The 13091-nt window shown below is 73.8% G+C and carries 14 protein-coding genes and 1 pseudogene; 9 read left to right on the top strand and 6 right to left on the bottom strand.

Annotated features, from left to right (window positions below; genetic code table 11):
• Positions 1–29: 29 nt before the first annotated feature.
• From ACFVST_RS19290 to ACFVST_RS19270, 5 genes are all read right to left on the bottom strand, one after another.
• A complete protein-coding gene (locus tag ACFVST_RS19290; protein ID WP_390153102.1) occupies positions 30–1538 on the bottom strand; it encodes a sensor histidine kinase in 1509 nt (502 codons plus the stop codon).
• Between the two features lie 7 nt (positions 1539–1545).
• Positions 1546–2277, bottom strand: coding sequence for a response regulator transcription factor (locus ACFVST_RS19285; RefSeq protein ID WP_390153099.1), 732 nt, complete (start codon positions 2275–2277; stop codon positions 1546–1548).
• A 166-nt stretch (positions 2278–2443) separates the two neighbouring features.
• Positions 2444–3511, bottom strand: coding sequence for a S1C family serine protease (locus ACFVST_RS19280; protein WP_390153096.1), 1068 nt, complete (start codon positions 3509–3511; stop codon positions 2444–2446).
• A gap of 136 nt (positions 3512–3647) precedes the next feature.
• The gene (locus tag ACFVST_RS19275) at positions 3648–4670 is read right to left on the bottom strand and encodes a LacI family DNA-binding transcriptional regulator (RefSeq protein ID WP_390153093.1); all 1023 of its coding nucleotides are present in this window, start codon (positions 4668–4670) and stop codon (positions 3648–3650) included.
• Positions 4671–4818: 148 nt separating this feature from the next.
• Entirely contained in the window at positions 4819–5574 is a 756-nt protein-coding gene (locus ACFVST_RS19270; protein ID WP_390153090.1) for a response regulator transcription factor, read from the bottom strand.
• 350 nt (positions 5575–5924) lie between these two features.
• Here ACFVST_RS19270 and ACFVST_RS19265 point away from each other — a divergent pair, with 350 nt between their 5' ends.
• The 8 genes and pseudogenes from ACFVST_RS19265 to ACFVST_RS19230 all read left to right on the top strand — a co-directional run bounded on the left by ACFVST_RS19265 (position 5925) and on the right by ACFVST_RS19230 (position 11417).
• Positions 5925–6989: an alpha/beta hydrolase family protein gene (locus ACFVST_RS19265; protein ID WP_390153087.1), complete on the top strand. Its 1065-nt coding sequence runs from the start codon at positions 5925–5927 to the stop codon at positions 6987–6989.
• A 120-nt stretch (positions 6990–7109) separates the two neighbouring features.
• Positions 7110–7364 carry a MoaD/ThiS family protein gene (locus tag ACFVST_RS19260; protein ID WP_390153084.1) on the top strand — a complete coding sequence of 85 codons (255 nt, stop codon included), beginning with the start codon at positions 7110–7112 and terminating at the stop codon, positions 7362–7364.
• Positions 7365–7392: 28 nt separating this feature from the next.
• Positions 7393–8349 (top strand): annotated as a pseudogene (locus tag ACFVST_RS19255) (hypothetical protein); the annotation flags it as partial.
• Positions 8350–8573: 224 nt separating this feature from the next.
• Positions 8574–9308 carry a DUF2993 domain-containing protein gene (locus ACFVST_RS19250; RefSeq protein ID WP_390153081.1) on the top strand — a complete coding sequence of 245 codons (735 nt, stop codon included), beginning with the start codon at positions 8574–8576 and terminating at the stop codon, positions 9306–9308.
• Between the two features lie 222 nt (positions 9309–9530).
• A complete protein-coding gene (locus ACFVST_RS19245) occupies positions 9531–9638 on the top strand; it encodes a putative leader peptide (protein ID WP_390153078.1) in 108 nt (35 codons plus the stop codon).
• Positions 9639–9817: 179 nt separating this feature from the next.
• Positions 9818–10657, top strand: coding sequence for a sulfurtransferase (locus ACFVST_RS19240; RefSeq protein WP_390153075.1), 840 nt, complete (start codon positions 9818–9820; stop codon positions 10655–10657).
• A gap of 35 nt (positions 10658–10692) precedes the next feature.
• Entirely contained in the window at positions 10693–10980 is a 288-nt protein-coding gene (locus tag ACFVST_RS19235; RefSeq protein WP_264244916.1) for a DUF1416 domain-containing protein, read from the top strand.
• Between the two features lie 167 nt (positions 10981–11147).
• Positions 11148–11417 (top strand): DUF3099 domain-containing protein, encoded by a 270-nt coding sequence (locus tag ACFVST_RS19230; RefSeq protein ID WP_390153072.1) that lies wholly within the window; start codon positions 11148–11150, stop codon positions 11415–11417.
• Positions 11418–11495: 78 nt separating this feature from the next.
• Here the strand turns inward: ACFVST_RS19230 and ACFVST_RS19225 are convergent, their stop codons facing one another.
• Positions 11496–11858, bottom strand: coding sequence for a DsrE family protein (locus tag ACFVST_RS19225; protein ID WP_390153069.1), 363 nt, complete (start codon positions 11856–11858; stop codon positions 11496–11498).
• 100 nt (positions 11859–11958) lie between these two features.
• Here ACFVST_RS19225 and ACFVST_RS19220 point away from each other — a divergent pair, with 100 nt between their 5' ends.
• Positions 11959–12843 carry a hypothetical protein gene (locus tag ACFVST_RS19220; RefSeq protein WP_390153066.1) on the top strand — a complete coding sequence of 295 codons (885 nt, stop codon included), beginning with the start codon at positions 11959–11961 and terminating at the stop codon, positions 12841–12843.
• The last annotated feature ends 248 nt before the right edge of the window (positions 12844–13091 follow it).

Genomic DNA, 13091 nt, shown 5'->3' with positions numbered 1-13091 from the left:
ACTCCCGTCCTCCGCAGGCCTGTTGGCGTTCAACCGTACGTCGGCTCAGAGGGCAGGGCCGGGGGTGGGGTCGGTGCGCCGGGGAGGCGGACGGTGGCGACGGTGCCGCCGCCCTCGGCCGGGCGGAGGGTGACCTCGCCGCCGCTCTGCCGTACCGTGCGCGCCACGATCGACAGGCCGAGCCCCGAACCGGGCAGACTGCGCGCCGAGGGCGAGCGCCAGAAGCGGTCGAAGACATGCGGCAGGTCGTCCGCGGGGATGCCGCTGCCGTGGTCCCGTACCGTCAACACCCCTTCGGTCAGGGCGACTTCGATGGTGCCGCCGGGTGGGCTGAACTTGACCGCGTTGTCCAGGACGTTGACCAGGGCCCGTTCCAGCGAGGCCGGTTCCGCCCGTACGTACCAGGGGTGGAGGTCGGCGGTGAGGGTGAGTTCGGGGCCGCGGAGGCGGGCGCGGGCCAGGGCGGTGCCGGTGAGGTCGTGCAGCGCCAGCACCTCGACCCTGTCGGTGTGCTGCCCGATGTCGGGGCGGGACAGCTCCTGCAAGTCCCCGATGAGCGCGGCCAGTTCGGTCATCTGCGCCTTCACCGAGGCGAGCAGGGCACGCCGGTCCTCGGTGGGGAGGGCGCGGCCGGTCTCCTCGCTGCGGGCGAGGAGTTCGATGTTGGTGCGGAGCGAGGTGAGCGGGGTGCGCAGTTCGTGCCCGGCGTCCGCGATGAGCTGGGCCTGCCGGTCGCGGGACGAGGCGAGGGCCTCCGTCATCGAGTTGAACGAGCGGGAGAGGCGGGCGATCTCGTCCTCCCCGTCGGCGGGGATGCGCACGGTGAGGTCCTCGGTGCGGGCCACGAACTCGACGGCGCCGGTGAGCCGGTCCACGGGGCGCAGCCCGGTGCGGGCCACCCAGGCGCCGGCGACCCCGGCGCCGAGCACCCCCGCTCCGGCGACGAAGACCAGGACCCAGACCAGGTTGGACAGCGGGGCGTTGACCTCGCTGAGGGGGCGGGCCACCGACACGGCGCCGGTTACTCCGCGCAGCGGGTAGGTGTAGACGCGGTAGGCGGCGCCGTCGGAGGCGGTGCCGTCGTGCACGGTGGCCTCGGCGCTCCCGTCCGCGACGGCCACATCGTCCGGGGTGACCTTCAGCGACTGCTGGCCGCTGATCACGCAGCTGTGGCCCTGCGGGTCGACGACCTGGATGGTGGACTGGAAGATGTTCGGCGCCCGGGTGCCGCAGCGGCCGGAGTTGACCGCGTCGACGACCTCACTGGACGTTATCCGGTTGGAGCGCAGCGCGTCGTCCAGGTTGTCCAGCAGGACGTCGCGGACCACGAACCAGCAGGCGGTGGCCGCGGCGGCGACCGCCACCGCCACCGCGGCCGCGACCAGCAGCGCCAGCCGGGACCGCAGCGGCAGATCCCGCATCCGGCGGGGGACCCGGCCCCGCCTGCCTCCCGGCTTCCCGGCACGGTCCCCGGGGCCGGCCGCGTCCGGTTCCGGGCGGGGGTGCGCCGGTTCGAAGGCTGCGTCGTCGGTGCTCATTCGGTGCTCATTCGGTGCCGCCGGAGCGCAGTACATAGCCCACGCCGCGCACGGTGTGCACCAGGCGGGGTTCGCCGCCGGCCTCCGTCTTGCGGCGCAGGTACATCACGTACACGTCGAGGGAGTTGGAGGAGGGCTCGAAGTCGAAGCCCCAGACGGCCTTGAGGATCTGCTCGCGGGTGAGGACCTGCCGGGGGTGGGCGAGGAACATCTCCAGCAGGGTGAACTCGGTCCGGGTCAGTTCCACGGTGCGGCCGCCGCGGGTGACTTCGCGGGTGGTGAGGTTCATCCGCAGGTCGCCGAAGGACAGCACCTCGCCCTCGGCGGGCTCCCCACCGGGGCCGCCCGCGCGGTAGGAGCTGCGACGGAGCAGGGCCCGCACCCGGGCGAACAGCTCGTCCAGCTCGAAGGGCTTGACCAGGTAGTCGTCGGCTCCGGCGTCGAGCCCGGTGACGCGGTCGCCGACGGTGTCGCGGGCGGTGAGCATCAGGACGGGCACGGTGTCGCCGGACTGCCGGATGCGGCGGGCCGCGGTCAGGCCGTCCATCCGGGGCATCTGGATGTCGAGGATCACCAGGTCAGGCCGCCCCTCCGCGACCCGTTGCAGCGCTTCGGCGCCGTCCGCGGCGACCTCGGTGGCGTATCCCTCGAAGGCGAGGCTGCGTTGCAGGGCCTCCCGCACGGCGGGCCCGTCGTCGACGATCAGGATGCGCTGGGGGTCGCCTTCGGCGGGGCTCATGGCGGGGGTCCTCGGGATCGGGCGGGCCGGGCGGCCGGCGGGTGGCGGTCGGGTGTGCGGCGGGCGGGCTCGGGGGTGCTCTTACCGGACCGTCCCAGCCTGCCACGCCCACCGCGGACCGGCGCCGTACGGGGTTCCGGCGCTGGTCGGGGGTGGGGACGGGGGGTCAGTTGCCGCGGAGCTGGTCGAGGTCCGCCTTGACCGTGTTGATCGGGATGGCGAAGCCGAGCCCCACGCTGCCCGCTCCGGACGAGGAGGCGCTGCTGCTCGAACTCGGCGCGTACATCGCCGAGTTGATACCGACGATCTGCCCGGACATATTGATCAGGGCGCCGCCCGAGTTGCCCGGGTTGAGGGAGGCGTCCGTCTGGATCGCCTTGTAGGTGGTGGTGGAGGACCCGGGGTCGCCGTTGAACTGCCGCCCGCCGTACTCGAACGGCCACTGGCCGCCGCCCTGCCCGCCCTGTGAGCCCTGCTGCTGGTCCACCGGCACGGTCACATCGCGGTGGAGCGCGGAGACGATACCGCTGGTCACGGTGCCGGAGAGGCCCTCGGGGGAGCCGATCGCCACCACCTGCTCGCCCACGGCCAGCCGGCCCGAGTCGCCCAGGCTCGCCGCCTTCAGCCCGGAGGCGCCGTGCAGTTTGATCAGCGCCAGATCCTTCTTGGGGTCGGTGCCGACGACCTTCGCGGTGTACCTCCTGCCACCGTCCAGGGTCACCTTTATCTGTGAAGCCCCGGCGACCACATGGTTGTTGGTGACGATCTCGCCGTCCGAGGTGACGATCACCCCGGAGCCGGTGGACTGCCCGCCGCCGGACGCCGCGCTGATCTCCACGATGCTGGGGCTGACCGCGGCGGCGACCCCGGCGACGGTGCCCTTGCTGCTCGCCGCGACAGCGGTGCCGGGCACGGTGGCCGCCGCGGTGTCCTGCCCGCCGTCGTTCAACTGCTGGAAGGCGTAGGCGGTACCACCGCCGATCGCACCGGCCACGATGGCGACCGAGGCGAGCAGCGCCATCGGCCCTCTCGCCCGCCGCCTGCCCCGACGGCCCGATCCGCCCGGCCCGTCACCGTGCCCCTGCGGCCCGAAGCCCGGCTCATACGCCGCAGGCGGCGGAAAACCACCGTGGCCGGAGTACGCGCCGGGCTCGGCCGGGGTCGGGCGCCCGGAGTACCCGGGCGCGCTGTGCTGGGGGTCCTGGTCGCCGCTGCGGCGGAAGCTCTCGGTCATGTGCACCAGGCTGTCCGCCGTTCATGAGAGCCCGCTGAGGAGGCCCTGAGAAGCCGGGCAGAAGCTCATGTGCCCGGCATGAGGCCGTGGCAGGGTGGTGGCTCGTGCGCAGTGCCGGGCGCGGTGGCCGGTGCCGTCAGGAACAGCCGCAGGACTGCCGGACGACCAGCCGGGACGGGACCAGCCGCAGGCGTTCACGGCGGGAGCCGACCACCCGCAGCCCGTCGTCCAGCACCAGATCGATCGCGGCCCGCGCCATCGCCGACCGGTCCGAGGCGACGGTGGTCAGCGGCGGATCGGTGAGCGCCGCCTCCTTCACATCGTCGAACCCGGCCACCGCCAGCTCCCCCGGCACATCGATCCGCAGCTCGCGGGCGGCCCGCAGCACCCCGATGGCCTGGTCGTCGGTGGTGCACATCACCGCCGGCGGCCGATGCGGGCCGGTGAGCAGCCGCAGCGCCACCTGGTAGGCGTCGTAGCGGTTGTACGGGGCCTGGAAGAGGCGGCCCTCGATGGGGCGGCCGGCCTCCTGCATGGCCCGCCGCCAGCCCTCGATGTGGTCGGCCACCGGGTCGCCGACCACGGGGGTGCGCTCGGTGCCGCCGAGGCAGGCGACATAGGGGTGGCCGTGCTCCAGCAGGTGGCGGGTGGCGAGCTGGGCGCCGCCCACGTCGTCGGTGACCACGGCGACGTCCTCGATCGCCTCCGGCCTGCGGTGCAGCAGCACCACCCGGGCGTCCCAGGCCTCGATCTCGGCGGCGGCGGTCTCGCTGGGGCCCTGGCTGACCAGGATCAGCCCGGAGACCCGCATCCCGAGGAAGGCGCGGAGGTAGTGCACCTCACGCTCGTCGAGGTAGTCCGAGTTCCCGACCAGGACCATCTTGCCGCGGTCGGAGGCGGCCTGTTCCACCGCGTGCGCCATCTCCGCGAAGAACGGCTGCCGCGCGTCCGGCACGATCATGCCTATGAGGTCGGTACGGCGGGAGGCCATGGCCTGCGCGACCCGGTCCGGGCGATAGCCCAGCTCCTTGATCGCGGCGAGTACTCGCTCCCGGGTGGCCGGGGCGACCGGCCGAGGTCCGTTGTTGATCACGTAGCTCACGACCGCGGTCGAAGTACCCGCCAGTCGCGCCACGTCGTCCCGCGTCACCTTGGCCACCCGCGAAGTCTACGCGGATGGATGCCCCATCCGTCCCCTCTGACCAGGACCCGCACCCGTCCTGCACAAGCCGCGCGGGCCCGGCCGCCCACCGGACCGGAGGCTGACGCTCCGCCGACGGACCGGGAGGGGCCGGGCCCCGCGAGATCTACTGGGCGGTACGGGAGCGGGCGGTCCCGGTGGGGCTCTGCCCGGACTTCTTCGCCTTGGCTGCTTCCGCGGCCCGCTCCGCCTTCTCCGGCACCACGAAGCGGTATCCCACATTGCGGACGGTGCCGATCAGCGACTCGTGCTCCGGGCCGAGCTTCGCCCGCAGCCGCCGGACATGCACGTCCACGGTGCGGGTGCCGCCGAAGTAGTCGTAGCCCCAGACCTCCTGGAGGAGCTGGGCGCGGGTGAAGACCCGGCCCGGGTGCTGCGCCAGGTACTTCAGCAGCTCGAACTCCTTGAACGTGAGGTCCAGTACCCGGCCCTTGAGCTTGGCGCTGTAGGTGGCCTCGTCCACCGAGAGGTCGCCGTTGCGGATCTCCATCGGGGAGTCCTCACCGGCGATCTGCTGGCGGCCGAGGGCCAGCCGCAGCCGCGCCTCGACCTCGGCCGGGCCCGCCGTGTCCAGCAGGACGTCGTCCACGCCCCAGTCCGCGGTGACCGCGGCGAGACCGCCCTCGGTCACCACCAGGATCAGCGGGCAGCCGGGCCCGGTGGACCGCAGCAGCCGGCAGAGGCTGCGTACCTGCGGCAGTTCCCGGCGACCGTCCACCAGGATCACGTCCGCCCCCGGGGTGTTCACCAGGGCGGGGCCCTCGGCGGGGGCGATCCGCACGTTGTGCAGCAGCAGGCCGAGTGCGGGCAGTACCTCGGCGGAGGGTTGCAGTGCGTTGGTGAGGAGCAGCAGCGAACTCATCGGATGCCCCCTCCCCGTGGGGCCCGGGCCGGGCCGGGCGGTGGTCCGCCCGCCCGGCCGGCCCCGCCTGTCCGGGGTCGTGCCTGGGTCGTCGGATGGTGGTGTGCGGTTCGCTCTCCCATTACTCCGGTTCCTCCTCGGTCCCTGAATGGGGTGCGCCCTCGCCCCTGCGGGCGTGGCGTGCGGCACTGCTTCGTACGGGTGCGGCTCCCGCGCCCCGGGGCCGCTGCGCCCTGCGGCCCGCTGGGGTGGCGGGCCGTGAACCGGGGGCGTGCAGCAGGGCTCCCGGAAGCACGAAAGGACCCGGGGGCGTCGCTGCCCGGATCCTCTGACAGGCAAGAATAGCCCACATGTGTGCTGGTCCGGCAGGTCGAACGCAGGGTTCTCGTGTGCCAACCGTCACGGCGCGTGGCGGTCCCGGGCCGCTGAGCGCGGTGCTGCGGACGGCCGACGGAGTACCGGTCGAGGCCGAGTACCGGCCCGGTCCCGAGGGCGATGCGGGCGATGCGCCGGTGGGCGCCGGGGCCGGTCCGGGCCCCGGCCGCGGGGCCGGCGGGACCGGGACCGCGATCGTCCTGGCCCACGGCTTCACCGGCGACCTGGACCGGCCGCAGGTACGGCGGGTGGCCGCGGTGCTGGCCCGGCGGGCGGCGGTGGTGACCTTCTCTTTCCGTGGGCACGGCGGCTCCGGCGGGCGCTCCACGGTCGGCGACCGCGAGGTGCTGGATCTGGCGGCGGCGGTCACCTGGGCCCGCTCCCTGGGCCACCTCCGCGTGGTCACCGTCGGCTTCTCCATGGGCGGTTCGGTGGTCCTGCGGCACGGAGCGGAGTACCGCACTCCGCCGGGTGCGGGCGGCCCGGCGGTACAGGGGGCGCACCCGGCGCGGGACGGCGGGCCCCTGGGCGGCGCCGAGGACGGTGCCGGCGGCCCGGGGCGCACGGGGGCGCATCTGGGCGCGGACCCCTGGGCCGGGGCGGACGCGGTGGTCGCGGTGAGCGCCCCGGCGCGCTGGTACTACCGCGGTACGGCGCCCATGCGCCGGCTGCACTGGCTGGTCACCCGCCCCCTGGGCCGCCTCGTCGGCCGCTACGGCTTCCGCACCCGGATCCACCACCGCGACTGGGACCCGGTGCCGCGCTCGCCCGTCGAGTCGGTCCCGCTGATCGCGCCCGCCCCGCTGCTGATCGTGCACGGCGACCGCGACCCGTACTTCCCGCTGGACCACCCGCGGACGCTGGCCGCGGCCGCCGCCCCCGGCGCCGCCGAGCTGTGGCTGGAGCACGGCATGGGCCACGCCGAACACGCCGCCACCGAGGAACTGCTGGAGCGGATCGGGGACTGGATCGCCGCCCGCACCCCCGCCGCCCGCGACGCCCGACCCGGCGGCGGCCGGGGCGCGGCGGTGAGCGGATAGCCTGTGCAGTCGCGGTCCGGCACACCGCGGGGCCGCCCGGTCCCGCCGACCCGGCCGCGCGCACCGTGAGCAACCGCGGGGAGCAACCGCAGAGAGCAACTGCGGGGAGGGGAGCGCCGGATGGCAACGGGCACGATCCGGTACTGGGCCGCCGCCAAGTCCGCGGCCGGCACCGCCGAGGAGCCGTACGACGCCGAGGACCTGGCGCAGGCCCTGGACGCGGCCCGGCGGCGGCACCCCGGGGAGCTGGTGCGGGTCCTGCTGCGGTGCTCCTTCCTGGTCGACGGGGCACCGGTGGGGACCCGCGACCATGGCACGGTGCGGCTGGCCGAGGGCGGCACGGTCGAGGTGCTCCCGCCGTTCGCAGGAGGATGACCACACACCCATGACCGACCACACCCCCTACGGCACCCCCCAGCCCCAACAGCCGTACGCAGACCCGCAGTTGTACGGCGACCAGCAGCAGCCGCACCCGGCGCCGCAGGCGTATCCCGCCGACCCGCAGGCTGCTTGTGTCTCCGCGCCCCAGCCGTATGCCCTGCCCGATCCCGTTCCGGCGCCCGCTTCCGTGGGGCAGGGGGACGCGGTGGGTGGGGGTGCTCGGCTCACGGCGGCGCAGCGGGCGCGGGCCGAGGGGCGCTCGCCGATCACCGAGCCCGGTGTGCGGCCCGCCGCCCTGACCGCGGTGCTCGCCCTGCTGGCGGCCGGTGGCGCCGCGCTCGGCAGCTATGGACTGCTGCTGCCGGTGGTGCTGCTCCAGGCGGTGACGGCGGCCGGCTGGTTCCGGCTCAACGGGATGTGGCCCGCCCGCCAGGGCATCGCACTCGCCTTCCTCGGCGGCCTGGTCGCCGACGCCGCGCTGCTCGCCGCCGGACGCGACCACGGCCCCGCCGCACTGCTGGGCACCCTCGGCGTCTGGGTCCTGCTCACCCTGGTGCTCCAACTCCGCAGCGGCGCGGCCCCGGAGGAGCGGATGTACGGGCTGACGGTGACCGTGGTGTCCGCCGCGCTGACCGTGCTGGCCGCCGGCCATCTGGCCGCCGCGGACGACGCGGTGCTGGTGGGCGGGATCGCGGTGGCGGTCACGATCCTGGTGCGGGCGGTGCCGCTGCCGACCGCGGCCTCCGTGGTGGTGGCGCTGCTCGCGGGCGCCGGTGCGGGCGCCGCCGCGGGCGGGCTCACCGACTACGGCACCGCCGGGGCGCTGCTCGGCGCGGGCGCCGCGGTGTGCGCACTGATCGGCCACCGGGTGGCGAGCTACGACTACCCGTCCCGCTTCGTCCATATGACGGCCGGTGTCGCCCTGCCCCTGACGGCCGCCGCCCCCGCCGTGTACCTCCTCGGCAACTCCCTTTCCTGACCGGCCAGTTGCACTCCGTCACCATTTACGTACGGAACGTCGCTGTCTGTGGCGGGGAGCCGTCGCGCTCGTCACAGGTGATCGACAAGGGGTTCGACGGCCCCCGCCCGGCGGGCCGTGGCGGTTAGGCTCCGAAACCGCCGGGGGCGGTCCCCGGCGCCCCGGGGAGAAACCCCGGCGGGATGCGGCCGGCGGCCGCGGACAGCGGGGGGAACGACCGAACCATGCGCGCCTTGCGGATACTTCTGATCGTCGTGGTCGTCCTCGGCGGCCTCTTCGTGGCGGCGGACCGGATCGCCCTGTACTTCTCGGAGCAGGACGCGGCCGACCGGCTCCGCTCCACCGAGGGCCTGTCCAAGACACCCGATGTCTCGATCCACGGCTTCCCGTTCCTGACCCAACTGGCCGGCGGCACCTTCGACGACGTCGAGGTGTCCATGTCCGACTACGAGGCGGACGCCGCCGGCGGCAAGCCGCTGCGCATCGCCTCCCTCAACGCCCGGCTGCACGGCGTCACGTTCTCCGGTGACTACAGCTCCGCCACCGCCGACACCGCCACCGGCACCGCCCGCGTCGACTACGACGAGCTGCTGAAGGCCGCCCATGTGAAGCCGGTCCAACTGGCGCCCGGCGTCAAGGCGAAGGTGATCGGCCTCTCCGACGGCGGCCAGGGCAAGATCAAGGTCGCGGTCGAGGCCACCGTCCTCGGCCGTACGCTGCCGCGGCCGGTGATGGTGATGAGCACCGCCCGGGTCACCGGGGACGAGGTCACGGTGCACGCGGACTCGCTGCCGAAGCTGGGCGGGGTGCCGCTCGCGGAGGAGAAGGCGCGGGAGATCACCGACTTCCAGCAGCAGGTCACCGGCCTCCCGGACGGCATCCACATCAAGTCGGTGCAGGCGGCGTCGGACGGCGTCCACATCGCGGTGAAGGGCTCCCACGTCAAGCTGGCCAACTAGAACGGCCGCAAGCGGGCCGACCGGAACGGCGGCGACTCCGGGACCGGTGTCCGTAGTGCGAGACGGGGGCGTCCGTTCCGTAGGTGAGGGGCCGGGGTGGAACGGGCGGTGAAAGGGCCGGGGTCGGTGCGGGAGGTTCGGTATCCCAGAATGAGGACGGCCGCGTCTCATCATTTGACACCCCGGTGACATCTCAGGGGAGGAATCCCTACGATCGCAGACATGCAGTGCTACCTGAGCGGTCCCCGTTCCCGGGGACAGGCTGATCTGACGAAGCGGCGGGCAGTCGACCTGTGCCGCGTCGCCGCCATGCTCTGTCGCACCGTCTGAGCTGGGGATTCGCCCCGCTTCCCGGCCGTAGTCGGCCGGCCCCCCGTGTCCGCGCCCACCGCGCGCCCTCGCCGCAGCGCACCGTCGCGCAGCAGCGCCGCCCATCCCGTCCGGATGCCGGACAACGGCGCGGCCACACCCTCACCGCACCACCCGCCGCAACTGCCCCGGAGGAAAGCATGAGCCGCAGCGACGTCCTGGTAGACGCCGACTGGGTCGAGGCCCACATCGACGACCCGAAGGTGGTGATCGTCGAGGTCGACGAGGACACCTCGGCCTACGACAAGAACCACATCAAGAACGCCGTCAAGATCGACTGGCAGCAGGACCTCCAGGACCCGGTCCGCCGTGACTTCGTGGACCAGGCCGGCTTCGAGAAGCTGCTCTCCGAGCGCGGTATCGCCAACGACGACACCGTGATCCTCTATGGCGGCAACAACAACTGGTTCGCCTCCTACGCCTACTGGTACTTCAAGCTCTACGGCCACGACGCGGTCAAGCTGCTCGACGGCGGCCGCAAGAAGTGGGAGCTGGACTCCCGCGACCTGGTCGCCGAGATCCCGTCCCGCCCCGCCACCCAGTACCAGGCCAAGCCGCAGAACACCGCGATCCGCGCCTTCCGCGACGACGTGGTGGACGCCATCGGCAGCCAGAACCTGGTCGACGTCCGCTCGCCCGACGAGTTCTCCGGCAAGCTGCTCGCCCCGGCCCACCTGCCGCAGGAGCAGTCCCAGCGCCCCGGCCACGTGCCGAGCGCCCGCAACATCCCCTGGTCGAAGAACGCCAAGGACGACGGCACCTTCAAGTCGGACGAGGAGCTGAAGCAGCTCTACGCCGACGAGCAGGTCGACCTCGCCAAGGACACCATCGCCTACTGCCGCATCGGCGAGCGCTCCGCGCTCACCTGGTTCGTCCTGCACGAGCTGCTCGGCGTGGAGAACGTCAGGAACTACGACGGCTCCTGGACCGAGTACGGCTCCCTCGTCGGCGTGCCGATCGAGCTGGGCCCCGCCAAGTAACCGCTGACCGCAGCCATTCACTTACGGAGAGACATATGTGTGGAGCGCAGGCCGGTGGCCCCGACGCCTCGACGATCAAGCCCGGTGAGACCACCATCCAGGGCCAGGTGACCCGCGACGGCGAGCCCGTCACCGGTTATGTGCGGCTGCTCGACTCGACCGGTGAGTTCACCGCCGAGGTCCCCACCTCGGCCACCGGCCAGTTCCGCTTCTACGCGGCCGAGGGCACCTGGACCGTGCGCGCGCTGGTGCCCGGCGGCACCGCGGACCGTACGGTCGTCGCCCAGACCGGCGGCCTCGCCGAGGTCGCGATCGCCGTCTGACGACGGGCGCCGCCGCTGCCCGCGGCGGCTCGGCAGACGGCCGGAGGGCCGCACCCCGGGGGTTGGACGCCGCCGTTGGACGGGGTGCGGCCCTCCGGCTGTGTCCGCGCCCCGGGCCGCCGCTCCAGCCCCTGCGGGCACCCCGAGGCCGGGCCTACGCTTGAGGTATGTACGCGCGCAGGCGTCATATCTACTTCGCCTTGATGGCCTTCTGCATCGCGATGTTCGTGCTGGCCTGGGGTGTCGTACGGCTGTGGTCGGTGCCGGCGGCGGTGGGGATGTGCGTGGTCGCCATGGTGATCCCGCCGGTCGCCGCCATCGTCGCCAACCGGCGCGGCCCGGAGGACCGCTGGTGGGACGACCCCTCCGGGGACCCGCAGTCCGACGAGTGGTGGGACGAACTCGACGGCAAGAAGAACGGCAAGAAGCGGCGCTGACCGCGACCACCGGACGGGCAACTGGGGCTCCCACCACCGCCGTTCAGCACACCGGAGCTTCGGCGCGCGAGGGCGGCTTCAGTACACCAGGGCCTGGACGCCGTCGGCCGTGGCCTCTTGGACGAAGAGCTGGGCGCCTGCGATCCGCACCCCGTCCAGCACGTCCTGCTCGGTGATGTCACGGCGGGCCGCGCACTGGGTGCACAGGGTGATCCGGCCGCCCGCCTGGATGCCCTCGATCAGGTCGGGAAGCGGTGCGGCGTGCGGGAGTTGGAACTCGGCGGCCCGGCCCGGCAGCGCGAACCACGCGGACTCGCCGGTCAGCCAGAGCGACACCTCCACCCCGCTGGCCGCGGCCACCGCCGCCACCGTGAACGCCTGAGAGCACCGCTCCGGGGCGTCCGCCCCCGCCGTCACCTTGATCACGAGCTTCTTGGCCATACCGGAATCGTAATCAACGCCCGCACAACCGCTTCCCCCGTACACCGGTCACCTGGATGTGCGGTACCCGGCCCGCGCTCAGCACCTGGGGGGCAACGCGATGCACGCAGCACCGACACCCGGACACGGCCCGGACACCGGCCGCGCCGCGGCGGGCGTGGGCGCGGTCTTCGAGGTGGAGGCGGCGGGGGACACCACCACCGACCGCGGCCTGCCGCCGTCCGGGCCCGCCCGCGCACCCGCCGGCCGGTTCGGGGGGACCGGCCGGCGGGTGCTGGCCGCCGTGGTGTGCGGTGTCCTCGGTGCCGGGGCCGCCTGGACGATCGCCGCGCAGGCCCGTACCGAAGTGCCGGACCGCGGGGCGGGCGGCGGGTGGACGTATCCGCGGCTCGCCCGGCCGGTGCTGCCGGCCGGGGCGCCGGGTCCCTTCGCCGGGGACAACCCGGGCCGCGTCCACCACGCCGACCTGCGCGACCTGCTGCTCCCGGCCCCGGAGGGCGCGACCCAGGACCGCGAACCGGACGGCGGCTGGACCGGCCGGGACCGCTTCGCCCGCGAGTACGCCGCCGAGGACCGGGGCGCGGTCCGCGACGGGCTGCGGGACCTGCCGGTACGGCAGCTCGCCGCCCGCGCCTGGACCATGCCGGACGGCACCCGCGGCCGCGTCTACCTGCTGCGGTTCGACTCCGCCGCCCGCGCCACCCGCTTCGTCGACGACGTCCTCTACCTCGGCACCACCACCGGACGGCAGTTGGCCGGCGCCCCCGAGGGCGTCTTCGACCCCACCTGGGACGCCACCGGCTCACCCGAGGAGACCGGCCGGTACGTCTTCACCGAGCCTTCGCCGTACGGGGCGGCGCAGGTGCGGCAGGCGTATGTGGCGGCGGGGGACACCCTGGCGCTGGTGGTGCAGGAGCGGCGGGGCGGGGCGGCGGCCGTGCCGTTCCATCAGGCGGTGAGGCTCCAGAGCGGACTGCTGGGCTGAGTCTGGCAGGTCCCGTCGACCCCCGGCCGGGTTTTCCACAGGCCGCCGGACGTTGTCCACAGGCTGTGGGACCTCGGGGAGAGAGCCGGGGCCCACCCGACTAGAGTGGGCCCCGGCCCTGCCGCGGATCCGCAGCCCGCGGCGCCGGCCGGCCACCACCGTCACCACCCACCACCGCCCCGATCAAGGAGCACCCCGTGCTTGAGGCACTCTTCGAAGTCCTGCTTTCCCTGGTCTGCCTCGGCGTT

Origin of the sequence: Streptomyces sp. NPDC058045 (assembly GCF_042885635.1) — a bacterium.
GTDB lineage: Bacteria > Actinomycetota > Actinomycetes > Streptomycetales > Streptomycetaceae > Streptomyces.
The sequence above is the reverse complement of the archived record's forward strand: the minus strand, read 5'-3'. Positions and strand labels throughout refer to the sequence as shown.